17 protein-coding genes are annotated in these 13,663 nt (G+C 73.9%); 15 read left to right on the top strand and 2 right to left on the bottom strand.

The window, feature by feature from the left end:
• Window positions 1–185 precede the first annotated feature (185 nt).
• Together IE332_RS09490 and IE332_RS09485 are read right to left on the bottom strand one after the other, a co-directional pair.
• Window positions 186–833 carry a TIGR03085 family metal-binding protein gene (locus tag IE332_RS09490; protein ID WP_189915009.1) on the bottom strand — a complete coding sequence of 216 codons (648 nt, stop codon included), beginning with the start codon at window positions 831–833 and terminating at the stop codon, window positions 186–188.
• Between the two features lie 242 nt (window positions 834–1,075).
• The gene (locus IE332_RS09485; RefSeq protein ID WP_189915008.1) at window positions 1,076–1,645 is read right to left on the bottom strand and encodes a hypothetical protein; all 570 of its coding nucleotides are present in this window, start codon (window positions 1,643–1,645) and stop codon (window positions 1,076–1,078) included.
• A gap of 136 nt (window positions 1,646–1,781) precedes the next feature.
• Here IE332_RS09485 and hisI point away from each other — a divergent pair, with 136 nt between their 5' ends.
• The 15 genes from hisI to IE332_RS09415 all read left to right on the top strand — a co-directional run bounded on the left by hisI (window position 1,782) and on the right by IE332_RS09415 (window position 13,472).
• On the top strand, window positions 1,782–2,153 hold the full coding sequence (gene hisI, locus IE332_RS09480; protein WP_189915007.1) for a phosphoribosyl-AMP cyclohydrolase: 372 nt from the start codon (window positions 1,782–1,784) through the stop codon (window positions 2,151–2,153).
• 40 nt (window positions 2,154–2,193) lie between these two features.
• A complete protein-coding gene (locus tag IE332_RS09475) occupies window positions 2,194–3,717 on the top strand; it encodes an anthranilate synthase component I (RefSeq protein WP_189915006.1) in 1,524 nt (507 codons plus the stop codon).
• Between the two features lie 21 nt (window positions 3,718–3,738).
• Window positions 3,739–4,278 carry a Uma2 family endonuclease gene (locus IE332_RS09470; protein WP_189915005.1) on the top strand — a complete coding sequence of 180 codons (540 nt, stop codon included), beginning with the start codon at window positions 3,739–3,741 and terminating at the stop codon, window positions 4,276–4,278.
• Between the two features lie 26 nt (window positions 4,279–4,304).
• Window positions 4,305–4,892 carry a TIGR02234 family membrane protein gene (locus IE332_RS09465; RefSeq protein ID WP_268256546.1) on the top strand — a complete coding sequence of 196 codons (588 nt, stop codon included), beginning with the start codon at window positions 4,305–4,307 and terminating at the stop codon, window positions 4,890–4,892.
• A gap of 179 nt (window positions 4,893–5,071) precedes the next feature.
• Complete coding sequence (locus IE332_RS09460; protein ID WP_189915004.1) at window positions 5,072–5,338, top strand: HGxxPAAW family protein; 267 nt, start codon at window positions 5,072–5,074, stop codon at window positions 5,336–5,338.
• A 160-nt stretch (window positions 5,339–5,498) separates the two neighbouring features.
• The gene (locus IE332_RS09455; RefSeq protein WP_189915003.1) at window positions 5,499–5,939 is read left to right on the top strand and encodes a DUF2752 domain-containing protein; all 441 of its coding nucleotides are present in this window, start codon (window positions 5,499–5,501) and stop codon (window positions 5,937–5,939) included.
• Window positions 5,940–6,152: 213 nt separating this feature from the next.
• The gene (gene trpC, locus IE332_RS09450) at window positions 6,153–6,959 is read left to right on the top strand and encodes an indole-3-glycerol phosphate synthase TrpC (protein ID WP_189915002.1); all 807 of its coding nucleotides are present in this window, start codon (window positions 6,153–6,155) and stop codon (window positions 6,957–6,959) included.
• 8 nt (window positions 6,960–6,967) lie between these two features.
• Window positions 6,968–7,117, top strand: a complete 150-nt coding sequence (trpM, locus tag IE332_RS42345) for a tryptophan biosynthesis modulator TrpM (protein WP_373313690.1) — start codon at window positions 6,968–6,970, stop codon at window positions 7,115–7,117.
• Window positions 7,118–7,198: 81 nt separating this feature from the next.
• Window positions 7,199–8,461 carry a tryptophan synthase subunit beta gene (trpB, locus tag IE332_RS09445; RefSeq protein ID WP_189915001.1) on the top strand — a complete coding sequence of 421 codons (1,263 nt, stop codon included), beginning with the start codon at window positions 7,199–7,201 and terminating at the stop codon, window positions 8,459–8,461.
• Between the two features lie 2 nt (window positions 8,462–8,463).
• Window positions 8,464–9,276, top strand: a complete 813-nt coding sequence (gene trpA / locus IE332_RS09440) for a tryptophan synthase subunit alpha (protein ID WP_189915000.1) — start codon at window positions 8,464–8,466, stop codon at window positions 9,274–9,276.
• A gap of 249 nt (window positions 9,277–9,525) precedes the next feature.
• Entirely contained in the window at window positions 9,526–9,759 is a 234-nt protein-coding gene (locus IE332_RS09435; RefSeq protein ID WP_189914999.1) for a hypothetical protein, read from the top strand.
• Window positions 9,760–9,887: 128 nt separating this feature from the next.
• Window positions 9,888–10,406, top strand: coding sequence for a MauE/DoxX family redox-associated membrane protein (locus IE332_RS09430; protein ID WP_189914998.1), 519 nt, complete (start codon window positions 9,888–9,890; stop codon window positions 10,404–10,406).
• Window positions 10,407–10,541: 135 nt separating this feature from the next.
• On the top strand, window positions 10,542–11,405 hold the full coding sequence (locus IE332_RS09425) for a DsbA family protein (RefSeq protein WP_189914997.1): 864 nt from the start codon (window positions 10,542–10,544) through the stop codon (window positions 11,403–11,405).
• A 139-nt stretch (window positions 11,406–11,544) separates the two neighbouring features.
• Complete coding sequence (gene lgt / locus IE332_RS09420) at window positions 11,545–12,585, top strand: prolipoprotein diacylglyceryl transferase (protein ID WP_189914996.1); 1,041 nt, start codon at window positions 11,545–11,547, stop codon at window positions 12,583–12,585.
• Window positions 12,586–12,734: 149 nt separating this feature from the next.
• Window positions 12,735–13,472 (top strand): VIT1/CCC1 transporter family protein, encoded by a 738-nt coding sequence (locus IE332_RS09415; RefSeq protein WP_189914995.1) that lies wholly within the window; start codon window positions 12,735–12,737, stop codon window positions 13,470–13,472.
• Window positions 13,473–13,663 lie beyond the last annotated feature (191 nt).

The following is a 13,663-nucleotide window of genomic DNA, read 5'->3' as shown; positions in this document are numbered from 1 at the left end:
AAACGGCGGAATCAGATATCTGGAAATGGGAAGGCATGCGGGTTTTGCGAGGCCGGAGTGTTTTATGCGGCGCCCCCTTGGCTTGCCAAGGGGGCGCCGCTGTCAGTTGGCTTCTCCTGCTGCTTTTTTGCGCAGGCGTCCTCGTACATAGGCAGAGCGATTCTGGTTCGCTGGGGAGTGGCGCTCTATCGCTCGCTGGGCAGCGGGAGGACGTGGCGGAGGGCTTCGAGGGCGTCCGGGTCGCCGTCGGCGGTGAGGGTGGTGCGGGCGCCGCGGCCGTAGGTGAAGAGGATCAGTTCGGCGGGTTCGCCGGTGAGGTGGACGGCGGGGGCGTCGGCCGGGCCGACGGTGAGGGAGCGGCCGTCGGGGTGGGTGAGGGTGAGGCGGGCGGGGGAGCGGCGGCCGGCCTCGAAGCGGGCGATCATGGGCAGCCGGCGCCACAGGGCCTCGGCGCGGCCGGGCGGGACGGGCTGCGGGGTCCAGTCGTCGGCGGCGCGCAGGACGTCCTCGGCGTGGACGAAGTACTCGACGGTGTTCGCCGCCTCGTCCGCGCCGGGCAGGGCGAAGGGGGAGTAGAGCGGCGGCCCGGCCCGGAAGAGTCGGACCAGTTCCTCGTACGGGCGCCCGGCGTAGTCGTCCTGCACCCGCTGGGTCCGGGCGGCCAGGGCGGCAATCCGGATGCCGGCCGCGGCGTCGGGGCGGCGCTCGCGGATCACCAGGTGGGCGGCGAGGTCGCGGGTCGTCCACCCGGCGCACAGGGTGGGGGCGTCCGGCCCGGCGGCGGTGAGGAGTTGGGCGAGGCGGTGGCGTTCGGCGAGGGCGTGGTTCGACATGGCCGCAAGCCTAGGGCTCGTCTTCGAGCCCCCGTCGTCCGCCCGGAGGGCGGGCGGGGCGGCGTTGGGGTGCGTGCATCGCAAGGCGGAGGATGGGGGTACCTCCCGGCCGAAGGCTGGGGGAGAGTCCATGCGGTGGGGGCACCTCCCGGCCGAAGGCTGGGGGCCATCGGCGACCGACGACAACGCGGCGAGGTGCGTGCGCCGGCGTCGGCCCGCAGGCGGGGGCTCGAAGACGGGCCCTAGGGATGCAGCTGGCCGGTGAGCTTGGGGCCGCCCTGTTTGTTGCTGCCGGTGAGGGTGCAGGTGTAGTCGCGCCAGCCCTGCTGGTAGTTGACCATGGCGGGGCCGAACTGCCGCCCGTAGTAGGGCTTTCCGTCGCCCTGCCGGGCCTTGGCGGCGGCTTCGGCCTCCTTGCAGCCGTCCCGCATGGCGAGGGCGATCGGGATCTCGCCGGTGAGGTTGTCGGCCAGTTTCGGGTTCGCGATGACCTCGCCGTCGTGCTCGCCGGTGCAGGGGCGTTCCTCGGCCCGGGTGATGACGGGGCTCAGTTGCGGGTGGTCGAAGCAGGTGCCGACCGGGAAGAAGGCGTACGGCGGTTGCGGCTTGGTCGGCGTGGGGGTGGGCGTCGGCGTGGGGGTCGGGGTGGCCGTGGGGGTGGGCGGGGGCGGCGCGGCGGCCGGCTTGCGGTCGTCCGGCCAGAGCACGGCGGTGGCCACCACCGCGAGCAGGACGATCAGTACGGCGACGACGGTGAGGACCAGGCCGCGGGAGGGGCGGGCGGCGGCTGCGGGCGGCTGCTCGGAGGTCATGGCCATGAGGATGGCCCACGCGGGCCCCGCCCGGCAGCTGGTTGGCCGAACTCGCCCCGTACGGGCGGACGGTCCGGGAGCGGAGGTTCGGGCGGATCCGCCGGGACCGGGCGGCCGGGCTGACACAATGGGCCGCATGTCCACCACACCCGCCACTCCCGGCACCACCGCCCTGGCCCCCGAGATCGCCGCCCGCCTCAAGCGCACCGAGGACGGCCTGATTCCGGCCATCGCGCAGCAGTACGACACCGGCGAGGTGCTGATGCTCGGCTGGATGGACGACGAGGCCCTGCACCGCACGCTCACCACCGGCCGCTGCACCTACTGGAGCCGCAGCCGCCGCGAGTACTGGGTGAAGGGCGACACCTCCGGTCACGTCCAGGCGGTCAAGTCGGTGGCCCTGGACTGTGACGGCGACACCCTGCTGGTCAAGGTCGACCAGACCGGCGCGGCCTGCCACACGGGTGAGCGCACCTGTTTCGACGCCGACGTGCTCCCGCTCTCCTGATCCCCGTCCACTCACAGAACTCAAGAAGGTGCCGCCCCGCATGGACCTCGAAGCCTTCCGCAAGCTCGCCGTCGACACCCGGGTCATTCCGGTCACCCGCAGGCTCCTCGCGGACGGCCTCACCCCGATCGGCCTCTACCGCAGCCTCGCCGACGAGCGGCCCGGCACCTTCCTGCTGGAGTCCGCCGAGCAGGGCCGCAGCTGGTCGCGCTACTCCTTCGTCGGCGTGCGCGGCGCCGCCACGCTCACCGTCGGCGCGGACGGCGGCGCCCGCTGGCTGGGCACCCCGCCGGTCGGCATCCCCACCGAGGGCGACCCGCTGGAGGTGCTGCGCGCCGCCCTGGAGGCGCTGCACACCCCGCGGCGCCCCGACGACGGCCTGCCCCCGCTCACCGGCGGCCTTGTCGGCTACCTCGGCTACGACATCGTCCGTCGCCTGGAGAAGCTGCCCGACCTCAACCCGGACGACCTCCGGCTGCCCGAGCTGACCATGCTGCTGGCCACCGACCTCGCGGTCCTCGACCACGCGGACGGCACGGTGCTGCTGATCGCCAACGCCGTCAACCACAACGACCTGGCCAGCGGCGTGGACGAGGCGTACGCGGACGCGGTGGGCCGCCTGGACGCGATGGAGGCCGACCTGTTCAAGCCGGTCGACCCGGGCCTGGCGACCTTCACCCCGGCCGGCCCCGGCGAGGCGCGCTCGCCGTTCGGCGGGGCGCCGTACCGGGCCGCGGTGGAGGAGATCAAGGAGCGGATCCGGGCCGGCGAGGCGTTCCAGGTGGTGCCCTCGCAGCGTTTCGAGGCGCCCTGCCCGGCCTCCGCCCTGGACGTCTACCGCGTGCTGCGCACCACCAACCCCAGCCCGTACATGTACCTGTTCCGCTTCCCCGGGCCGGACGGCACCGCCGAGGGCGGCTTCGACGTGGTCGGCTCCAGCCCGGAGGCGCTGGTCAAGGTCACCGACGGGGACGCGATGCTGCACCCGATCGCCGGCACCCGGCACCGCGGCGCGACCCCGCACGAGGACGCGGCGCTCGCCGCCGAGCTGCTCGCCGACCCCAAGGAGCGGGCCGAGCACCTGATGCTGGTGGACCTCGGCCGCAACGACCTCGGGCGGGTCTGCGAGCCGGGCAGCGTCGAGGTGGTCGACTTCATGCAGATCGAGCGCTACAGCCACGTGATGCACATCGTCTCCACCGTCACCGGCAGGGTCGCCCCCGGGCGGACCGCCTTCGACGTGCTGACGGCCTGCTTCCCGGCCGGCACCCTGTCCGGCGCGCCCAAGCCGCGGGCGATGCGGATCATCGAGGAGCTGGAGCCCACCCGCCGTGGCCTGTACGGCGGCTGCGTCGGCTACCTGGACTTCGCCGGGGACTCCGACACCGCGATCGCGATCCGCACCGCGGTGCTGCGCGACGGCACCGCGTACGTGCAGGCCGGCGCGGGCGTGGTCGCCGACTCGGACCCGCACGGCGAGGACACCGAGTGCCGCAACAAGGCGGCCGCCGTGCTGCGGGCCGTCGCCACCGCCAATACGCTGCGGAGGCCGGAACTGTCCTGAGGTGTGAGGGAGGCGGCCGGGATGCCCGAGGTGCCGTACGACGAGCTGCGCTGGGGGGTCGTGCTGAGCGCGGCGGGGCAGTTCGGCGAGCAGCCGGCGGGCCACGGCCGGGTGCTGTCCGGTGTGGCGCTGGACTTCCCGGCGGCGCCCGGCGGCCACGCCCCGGACGCCGCGGCGCTCACCCCTGATGCCGCGGTGCTCGCCCCGGACCTGACGGTGCTCGCCCCGGGCGCGGTGCGGGCGGCGGACGGCCGGTTCGGCGCGGCCGCGGTCGAGGCGGTGCTGGAGGTGGCCCGGCCCGGTCTGGCGGAGGCCGGGCGGGCGTACGCGCGGGGCGGCGTGCCGCTGTACGTGGTGGTCGACCCGGCGGGCGCGGTCTGCACCGTGCACACCGCGCCCTCCCCCGCCGCGGGGGTGTACCGGGAGGCCGAGCGGGTGCCGTTCGGCAACGACCTGTTCCTGCCGCTGGGTGGGCGGACGGTGGTGCTGCGGACGGACCCCTTCCCCACGCCGTTCCCCGCGCCGCCCACCGCGCCGTTCCCCACCCCGGGTACGGACTGAGGCGTCGGCCGGGGGATAGTGGACGGGTGAGCGCTGACCAGACCCCCGCCCCCGCCTCCTCCGGCCGCCGCACCCTCGGCGTGATGCTGCTGCTGACCGTGCTGAGCGCGGTGCTGGTGCTGACCGCGGCCGGGCGGACCTGGGCCGAGGGCCGGGCCGGCACCCTGGGCGTGTCCGTCACCGGCGGCAGGATCTCCGAGGTGCCCGGCGGGCTGGCCCTGGTGGGCCTCGCCGCGGCCGTGGCGGTGTTCGCGGTGCGCGGCGCCGGCCGGCTCGCGGTCGGCGCGCTGACCCTGCTCGCCGGGATCGGTGTGGCCGTCGCCTCGGCCGCCGGGGCGGGCGACACGGCCGCGCTGGACGCCGAGGCCTCCCGCAAGCTCGCGCTGACCGGCTCGGCGGCCACCGAGGTCGCGCACTCCGGCTGGCCCTGGGTCGCGCTGGTCGGCGGGGTGCTGCTGGCGCTCGCCGGACTGCTCACCCTGCGCTACGGCCGCCGCTGGCCGGCCATGGGCAGCCGCTACGAGGCGCCGACCCGCAAGGCCCCGGCCAAGTCCGAGACGCCGGGCGACCTCTGGAAGGCGCTGGACCGCGGCGAGGACCCCACCGCGGTCTGACGCCCGGGGACGGCCCACCGCGGTCTGAGCCTGCGGGGCAGGCCCACCGCGCATGTGACGCGATAGACCCGCCACCCGCTTTGGGGAGCCGGTGTGTGGCCCGGCACAATGGAACCCGTCAACCCGCCGGCGGCCCCGCAGGCCCGGCCGGGCCCCGAGAGCCAAGGAGCACCACTCAGATGGCAGCAGCAGCACACGGCCACACCCCCGCCGCCTGGACCGGCGTCGTCATCTCCTTCGTCGGCTTCGGCATCGCGGGTGTCGCGATGATCCTGCCGTCGGTGCTGCTCGTGTGGGCGGGCCTGGCGGTCGTCGTGGCCGGTGGCGTGGTCGGCAAGGCCATGTCGATGGCCGGGATGGGCCAGCAGGCGAGCACCAACGTCTACAAGTCGGTCGAGGAGCAGAGCGCGGCCCGCGAGGCCCGCGTCGCCGCCGTCACCGCCTGACGACCGGCCCTCCGTACGTCCGGTCCCCGGTACGGGACGCCTTCCGTACTGGTTTCGTACCGGCCGGTTCCGTACGACCGCCTTTCGCACAACCGAACGGCGGGCGCGCCGCGCCCGCCGTTTCGTCGTTCCCGGGCCCGGGCGCGGGCAGAATCGGGGCGTGAACGCCGCGCCCACCGCCTCCGCCCCGCCGCCCGTGACGCGCCGGCTGGGCCCGCCGCTGGCCGCGCTGGCGGCGGTGGCCGTCCCGACCGCCTACGTCGCGGTGGTGGACCCCAACAGCCCCGGGCACTACCCCGACTGCCCCTTCCTGGCGGCCACCGGCTGGTGGTGCCCCGGCTGCGGGGGCCTGCGCTGCGTCCACGCGCTGGCCCGCGGGGACTTCACCGGGGCCCTGCACGACAACGCCGTGGCCGTGCTGCTGTTCGGCGTGCTGGGGGTGCTCTGGCTGCGCTGGGCCTGGGCCGCGCTGACCGGCGGGCCGACGCCCCGGGTCGCCGTCGGGGGCCGCCGCTGGGCGTTGATCGTGCTGCTCGTGGTGGTGTTCACCGTGGTGCGAAACTCGCCGGTCGGAGCGGGTTTGGCGCCTCCGGCGGTCTGATCGCGCGCACACCTCGGATCCGGGTGGAGAAGCGGTGAAACCGCAGTTGAGGACGGATGGGGCGGGAGTCCGGTCCGCGAGACGCGCGCCGGGCTGATGCGCCCCGCGCCCCCGGGTGCCGATACCATCGAAGGAGTCGGCGGGCTGCCGCCCGTCCGGCTCTCGCTGGCCGACCGGCAGATCCAAGCGGCAGACAAAGATGGGGGCTCCTGAGTGAGTGTGCTCGACTCGATCATCGAAGGGGTCCGCGAGGACCTCGCCGAGCGGCAGGCCCGGGTCTCCCTGGACGAGCTGAAGGAGCGGGCCGCCAAGGTCCCGGAGGCCAAGGACGGCGTCGCCGCCCTCAAGGGCGACGGGGTCCGGGTGATCTGCGAGGTGAAGCGCTCCAGCCCCTCCAAGGGCGCGCTGGCCTCGATCGCCGACCCGGCCGCCCTGGCGCGCGACTACGCGGCCGGCGGTGCCGCCGCGATCAGCGTGCTGACGGAGCAGCGCCGCTTCGGCGGGTCGCTGGCCGACCTGGACGCCGTCCGCGCCGCGGTGGACACCCCGCTGCTGCGCAAGGACTTCATCGTCACCTCGTACCAGCTGTGGGAGGCCCGCGCGCACGGTGCCGACCTCGCGCTGCTGATCGTCGCGGCCCTCGACCAGCCGGCCCTGGAGTCGCTGATCGAGCGCGCCGGGTCGATCGGCCTCACCCCGCTGGTCGAGGTGCACGACGAGGAGGAGATCAAGCGCGCGGTGGACGCCGGCGCCCGGATCATCGGCGTCAACGCCCGCAACCTGAAGACCCTCGAGGTGGACCGCAACACCTTCGGCAACGTGGTCCACGCCATTCCGGACGGCATCGTGAAGATCGCCGAGTCCGGGGTGCGCGGCCCGCTGGACGTGATCAACTACGCCAACCTCGGCGCCGACGCGGTGCTGGTCGGCGAGTCCCTGGTGACCGGCAAGGACCCGCGCGCCGCGGTCGCCGACCTGGTCGCCGCCGGGGCCCACCCCGCCGTCCGGCACAAGGACTGACCCGCCCGATGAAGATCGCCGCCCGACTCGCCCCCGGTTGCCGCCCGCGCGGCTGCCGCGCTCCCGCACGCCGGGCGCTGGGGCGTCGGGTGCGGTACGTGATCGGCTGCGAGCCCGGGCAGGTGCCGGGACGGCGATGGCGCGTGACGCACGGCTGAACCAGCGGACCAGCCGGAGGCGGATCCGCTGGAGTCGGCCGACCAGACGTCACTGTCGTCCCACTCCCCAAGGGAAACCACATGTCCGAGAAGGACTACCTGCCCGGTGCCCAGGTGCCGGACGCGCGCGGATACTTCGGCGCGTACGGCGGCCGCTTCATCCCCGAGGCGCTGGTCGCCGCGGTCGAGCAGGTCGCCGAGGAGTACGAGAAGGCGAAGGCCGACCCGGCCTTCGCCGCCGAGCTCGACGCGCTGCTGAAGGACTACACCGGGCGCCCGAGCCCGCTGACAGACGTGCACCGCTTCTCCGCCGAGGCGGGCGGGGCACGCGTCCTGCTCAAGCGCGAGGACCTCAACCACACCGGCTCGCACAAGATCAACAACGTGCTGGGCCAGGCCCTGCTGACCCGGCGGATGGGCAAGACCCGGATCATCGCCGAGACCGGCGCCGGCCAGCACGGCGTGGCCACCGCCACCGCCTGCGCGCTGTTCGGCTTCGACTGCACCATCTACATGGGCGAGGTCGACACCCAGCGCCAGGCGCTGAACGTCGCCCGGATGCGGATGCTCGGCGCCGAGGTGATCGCCGTCAAGTCCGGCAGCCGGACCCTGAAGGACGCCATCAACGAGGCGTTCCGCGACTGGGTCGCCAACGTGGACTCCACCCACTACCTGTTCGGCACCGTCGCCGGGCCGCACCCGTTCCCGATGATGGTCCGCGACTTCCACCGGATCATCGGCGTCGAGGCGCGGCAGCAGGTGCTCGACCGGACGGGCCGGCTGCCCGACGCGGTCGTCGCCTGCGTGGGCGGCGGCTCCAACGCGATGGGCATCTTCCACGAGTTCATCCCGGACGCCGGCGTCCGGCTGATCGGCTGCGAGGCGGCCGGCGAGGGCGCCGAGACCCCCCGCCACGCGGCCACCCTCACCAAGGGCGACCCGGGCGTGCTGCACGGCTCCCGCACCTACGTCCTGCAGGACGAGGACGGCCAGACCATCGAGTCGCACTCGATCTCGGCCGGCCTCGACTACCCGGGCGTCGGCCCGGAGCACGCCTGGCTGAAGGACACCGGGCGGGCCGAGTACCGTCCGGTCACCGACGACGCCGCGATGCAGGCGCTGCGGCTGCTGTCCCGCACCGAGGGCATCATCCCGGCGATCGAGAGCGCCCACGCGCTGGCCGGGGCCCTGGAACTCGGCCGCGAGCTCGGGCCGGAGGCCACCATCCTGGTCTCCCTCTCCGGGCGCGGCGACAAGGACATGCACACCGCGGCCGAGTACTTCGGCCTGTACGACGAGCCGGGCGCCGGCTCCGCCAACGGTTCCGCCGACGGGGGTAAGTGACCATGGCTGCTTCGAAGCTCAGCGGTGTCCTGGCGGCCGCCAAGGCGGAGGACCGCGCCGCGCTGATCGGCTACCTGCCGGCCGGCTTCCCGACCGTCGACGGCGGCATCCGGGCGGTCAACGCCCTGATCGAGGGCGGTTGCGACGTGGTCGAGGTCGGCCTGCCGCACTCCGACCCGGTGCTGGACGGCGCCGTCATCCAGACCGCCGACGACATCGCGCTGCGCGGCGGCGTGCGGATCAAGGACGTGCTGCGCACCGTCCAGGAGGTCTCCTCCGCGCACCCCGGTGCGGCGGTGCTGGTGATGACGTACTGGAACCCGGTCGACCGCTACGGCGTGGCGCGCTTCGCCGCCGACCTGGCGGCCGCGGGCGGGGCCGGCTGCATCCTGCCGGACCTGCCGGTGGAGGAGTCCGAGGAGTGGCGCAAGGCGGCGGGCGAGCACGGGCTGGACACCGTGTTCGTGGTCGCCCCCAGCAGCAAGGACGCGCGGCTGGCCGAGGTCACCGCGGCGGGCAGCGGCTTCGTGTACGCGGCCGCGGTGATGGGCGTCACCGGCACCCGCTCGGCGGTCGGTTCGCTGGCCGAGGACCTGGTCGCCCGCACCCGCGCCACCACGGACCTGCCGGTCTGCGTCGGGCTCGGCGTCTCCGACGCGACGCAGGCGGCGGAGGTCGCCCGCTTCGCGGACGGCGTGATCGTCGGGTCGGCGTTCGTGAAGCGGATCCTGGAGGCGGGCGAGGACGAGGCGGCGGCGCTGGACGCCGTGCGTGCGCTGGCCGGGGAGCTGGCGGAGGGGGTCCGCCGGCGCTGAGACCGGTTCCCCCTCCTTCCGGCGGCCCGTCACTCCTCGCGGAGTGGCGGGCCGTCGGCGCTTCCTCGCCCGGCCGTCCGCCGTCGGCCGTCGGTTTCCGGGGCCCGGGCGGCGCGTCGACTTCGGGGCAGCCCCGAACGAGTGAACAGCGGCGGCGACACGCATCAGCCGGGGTTGACCGGCGTTGAGTGGAGGGACGAGTGCACGAACGAAGTGCGCGGGTCGCGGAGCGAACGAAGGGGTGAGCCGGTGCGGGGTCTCCACAGGGCCGTTCTGCTGAGGGCCGCGGCCGCCGCGCTGGCGCTCGCCGCCGCCGTCGTCGCCCATGCGGAAGTGGGGCAGGCACTGGCGAAGCGGGGTGCCGAGCGGGCGGAGCGGGAGGCGGTCGCCTGCGCCGAGGCGGCCCGCTGGGACGCCGCCGAGCGGGCGGGGCACGGGTACCCGGACCTGTTCGATCCGGGGCGGATGCCGGGCTGCCACTGACGGACGGGTGTTCGGTCGATTCGGGCGTAACGTCACTCTTCCGGCTTAATTCGTGAAGACGGAGGAACCGCCCTTCATCCCTTACGGTTCATCAGGAAGTGAACGAGTTTCCCGAGGGGGGTTCCCTGATGGCCGGCCCGGCAGCGCAGCCCGGTGGGCCGGCGCCCACGCCGTCGGCGCGGCGGCCGGTGCCGGTGTGGAGCGAGTGGGTCGGCACGGTCGTACGGCTCGCCCTCGCGGTGGTCTGGGGCTGGGCCGGGCTGGCCAAGGTCGCCGACCCGGCGGAGGCCGCCCAGGCCGTCCGCGCCTACGAGATCCTGCCCGAGAGCCTGGTCAAGCCGATCGGCTACGGCCTGCCGTTCCTGGAGCTGGCGCTCGCGCTGCTGCTGGTGATCGGCCTCGGCGTCCGGCTGGTCGCCGGGGTCTCCGCGCTGCTGCTGCTCGTCTTCGTCGCCGGGATCGCCTCCGCCTGGGCCCGCGGCATCTCGATCGACTGCGGCTGCTTCGGCGGCGGCGGGCACGTCGACGAGTCCCAGACGAAGTACCTGCAGGAGATCCTGCGCGACACCGGGTTCCTGGTGCTCGCCGGGTGGCTGCTGTGGCGGCCCCGCACCCGGCTCTCGGCGGACGGCTGGCTGGCGGGCTGACCCGCCGGCCCCCACCGGCCCCACCCGATCCGACCGGCGCCACCTGATCCCACCGGCCCCACCCGATCTCACCGGCCCCGCCGCACCCCCGTCCCCCGCACCCGACGAAGGCCCCCGACCGTGGATGTCAAGGCAATGAGCGAGAAGAACCGAGAAGGCAAGCGCACCGCCCGCGAGCGGATGCAGGAGCAGCGGGCGGCCGAGGAGGCCTCCTCCCGGCGCAAGAAGAAGCTGATCGTCGGCGGCGCCGTGCTCGCGGTGATCGCCGCCGCCGTGGTCACCGGCGTCGTGGTGCAGAACGAGCGCTCCAAGCCGGAGACCCCGACCGCCGCCCCGGCCGGGACCATCGGCGACAAGAACCTGGTCATCCCGGTCGGCGCGGGCAACGCGCCCGCCGTCCTCACCGTCTACGAGGACCCGCGCTGCCCCGCCTGCGGCATCTTCGAGCGGGAGTTCTCGTCGACGATCGACCAGCTGGAGGACGCCGGCAAGGTCTACACCAACTACCACATCGTGTCGTTCATCGACCGGGCCGTGCCGGGCAAGGGCTCCAGGACCGGCGCCAACGCGCTGGCCTGCGCCCAGGACGCCGGGCACTTCCGGGACTTCCACGACGTGCTGTACCGCAACCAGCCGGACGAGACCAACGACGCCTTCGGCAACAAGGCCGTCCTCCTCAACCTGGCGAAGCAGGTCAACGGCCTGGACACGCCCGGGTTCCGGGCCTGCGTCAACGACAACAAGTACGGCGGGTGGGTCTCCTCGGTGCAGCAGGACTTCGACAAGTCCAGCTACAAGTCCACCCCGACGGTGCTGCTCAACGGCCAGCCGGTCTATCCGAAGAACGGCAACGACGAGATCACCCCGGAGAACCTGGTGAAGTGGGTGGACGCCGCCAACCAGGGCAAGCAGCTGGGCACGGCGGGCTCGAACGGGCAGACCCCGGCGCCGACCAGTGCCGCCTCGGAGGCCAACAACCCGTCGCCGAACGCCGGCTGAGCCCCGCACCCCGGCCGCGGGCCGGCCGCCGTACCCTCCGGAGGGAGGACGCGGCGGCCGGCCCGCGGTCCGTTGTTCGGGATCTGTGACCCCGGGGGTGTCCGACCGGGGCCGTCGACCCTGTAGCGTCGGAACCGCCATGGATATCGCCTACATTCCCAGCCCGTCGCGGGGCGTCCTGTACCTCGGACCCGTCCCGCTGCGCGCCTACGCCTTCTGCATCATCCTCGGTGTCGTCGCCGCCGTCTGGCTCGGCAGCAAGCGCTGGGTCGCCCGGGGCGGTGCCAAGCACACGGTCGGTGACATCGCCGTCTGGGCCGTGCCGTTCGGCCTGGTCGGCGGCCGCCTCTACCACGTGATCACCGACGGCGGCCGGCTGTACTTCGCCGAGGGGAAGAACCCCTGGGACGCCTTCAAGATCTGGGAGGGCGGCCTCGGCATCTGGGGCGCGATCGCGCTGGGCGCCGTCGGCGCCTGGATCGGCGCCCGCCGCCGCGGCGTGCCGCTGCCCGCCTACGCCGACGCCATCGCGCCGGGCATCGCGCTCGCGCAGGCGATGGGCCGCTGGGGCAACTACTTCAACCAGGAGCTGTACGGCCGCGAGACCACGCTGCCGTGGGGCCTGGAGATCGACAAGACGCTGCCCAGCGGCGAGGTCGTCAAGGGCGTCTACCACCCGACCTTCCTGTACGAGTCGCTCTGGTGCGTCGGCGTCGCGCTGCTGGTGATCTGGGCGGACCGCCGCTTCAAGCTCGGCCACGGGCGGGCGTTCGCGCTGTACGTGGCCGCGTACACGGTGGGCCGGTTCTGGACCGAGTGGCTGCGGATCGACGAGGCGCACGTCTACTTCGGCCTGCGCCTGAACGACTGGGTGTCCATCGCGGTGTTCCTGGGCGCCGTGGCGTACATGGTGATCGTCGGCAAGAAGCGGCCCGGTCGCGAGGACCCGGCGAGCATCGACCCGGCCGCGCACGCCGAGGAGGCCGCGGCGGAGGGCCCGTCCGGGAAGGCCGACGCGGCCGGGAAGGCTGACGCAGTGGGGAAGGCCGCCCCGTCCGAGAAGGTCGCCGGGGCGGGCGAGACCGCCGAGCTGTCTCGGCAGGCGGACGAAAAGACGGACGCGGACGCGGTGTCCGACACGGCCGAGAGCGTCGGCAAGGACGCCAGGAACCCGATCTGACCTGGGGCTTCCCCCCGACTGAGGCCACCCTTCGCACGGCTTGCGAAGGGTGGCCTCAGTCGTGTTCGGACAGCCTTACTTTGCTGGAAGTGCGCAGGTCAGGAGGGCTACGGTCGGGGCGGAGGAACGACGACGGAGGGGAAGAGACGATGAGCGTGACCACCTTGGAGCCGGACGCCGGACACCAGCCCCGGATACCCGCGGCCGGGCACCACCGGGACGTCAACGGCGGCTGGCTGCGTCCGGCCGTGTTCGGCGCGGTGGACGGGCTGGTGTCCAACTTCGCGCTGATGACCGGTGTGGTCGGCGGCGCGGTGTCCAACGGCACGGTGATCCTGACCGGGCTGGCGGGCCTGGCGGCCGGCGCCTGCTCGATGGCGGCGGGGGAGTACACCTCGGTGGCCTCGCAGCGGGAACTGGTGCAGGCCGAGATCGAGGCCGAGCGGCTGGAGCTGAGCCGCAACCCGCACGGCGAGCTGGCCGAGCTGGCCGAGCTGTACGTCTCGCGCGGAGTGGAGCCGGAGCTGGCCCGCGAGGTGGCCCGGCAGCTGTCCGCCGATCCGGAGCTGGCCCTGGAGGTGCACGCCCGCGAGGAGCTGGGCGTCGACCCCACCGACCTGCCCTCGCCGCTGGTCGCGGCCGGCTCGTCGTTCCTGTGCTTCGCGCTCGGCGCGCTGCTGCCGCTGCTGCCGTACCTGCTGGGGGCGACCTCGCTGCTGCCGGCGCTGGTGCTGGCGGCGGCCGGGCTGTTCCTGTGCGGCGCGGTGGTGGCCCGGGTGACGGCGCGCAGCTGGTGGTTCAGCGGGCTGCGGCAGCTGGTGCTGGGCGGGGCGGCGGCCGGGGTGACCTATCTGCTGGGCCTGCTGATCGGCGGGCACGTGGGATGAGGCCCCACGGAGGGCTCGGTGGTGTCTGTGGGATGACCCAGAACTCTGCATGATTATGCTGGGCAGCGCGTGACGTTTCACACATGGGCGTCGCGTCATGCCTGGCCTAGTCTCATCATCCGGGCCTCGGTGCCGCGGATTCGCATCCGTGGGCGAGCTCCCGGAATGGATTCGCAGGCGGTCATGATCGG

It is taken from the genome of Kitasatospora xanthocidica (assembly GCF_014656195.1).
Lineage (GTDB): Bacteria > Actinomycetota > Actinomycetes > Streptomycetales > Streptomycetaceae > Kitasatospora > Kitasatospora xanthocidica.
This window is presented reverse-complemented; position numbering and strand designations above follow the sequence as displayed.

What these genes read in the sequence shown, in the direction of transcription:
- IE332_RS09470 (WP_189915005.1), top strand. Translation starts at nt 3,739, where the DNA reads ATGCCCGAGGTGCCGTACGACGAGCTGCGCTGGGGGGTCGTGCTGAGC.
- IE332_RS09490 (WP_189915009.1), bottom strand. Translation starts at nt 833, where the DNA reads ATGTCGAACCACGCCCTCGCCGAACGCCACCGCCTCGCCCAACTCCTC.
- hisI (WP_189915007.1), top strand. Translation starts at nt 1,782, where the DNA reads ATGTCCACCACACCCGCCACTCCCGGCACCACCGCCCTGGCCCCCGAG.
- lgt (WP_189914996.1), top strand. Translation starts at nt 11,545, where the DNA reads ATGGATATCGCCTACATTCCCAGCCCGTCGCGGGGCGTCCTGTACCTC.
- IE332_RS09425 (WP_189914997.1), top strand. Translation starts at nt 10,542, where the DNA reads ATGAGCGAGAAGAACCGAGAAGGCAAGCGCACCGCCCGCGAGCGGATG.
- IE332_RS09430 (WP_189914998.1), top strand. Translation starts at nt 9,888, where the DNA reads ATGGCCGGCCCGGCAGCGCAGCCCGGTGGGCCGGCGCCCACGCCGTCG.
- IE332_RS09475 (WP_189915006.1), top strand. Translation starts at nt 2,194, where the DNA reads ATGGACCTCGAAGCCTTCCGCAAGCTCGCCGTCGACACCCGGGTCATT.
- IE332_RS09485 (WP_189915008.1), bottom strand. Translation starts at nt 1,645, where the DNA reads ATGACCTCCGAGCAGCCGCCCGCAGCCGCCGCCCGCCCCTCCCGCGGC.
- IE332_RS09460 (WP_189915004.1), top strand. Translation starts at nt 5,072, where the DNA reads ATGGCAGCAGCAGCACACGGCCACACCCCCGCCGCCTGGACCGGCGTC.
- trpA (WP_189915000.1), top strand. Translation starts at nt 8,464, where the DNA reads ATGGCTGCTTCGAAGCTCAGCGGTGTCCTGGCGGCCGCCAAGGCGGAG.
- trpB (WP_189915001.1), top strand. Translation starts at nt 7,199, where the DNA reads ATGTCCGAGAAGGACTACCTGCCCGGTGCCCAGGTGCCGGACGCGCGC.
- IE332_RS09415 (WP_189914995.1), top strand. Translation starts at nt 12,735, where the DNA reads ATGAGCGTGACCACCTTGGAGCCGGACGCCGGACACCAGCCCCGGATA.
- trpM (WP_373313690.1), top strand. Translation starts at nt 6,968, where the DNA reads ATGAAGATCGCCGCCCGACTCGCCCCCGGTTGCCGCCCGCGCGGCTGC.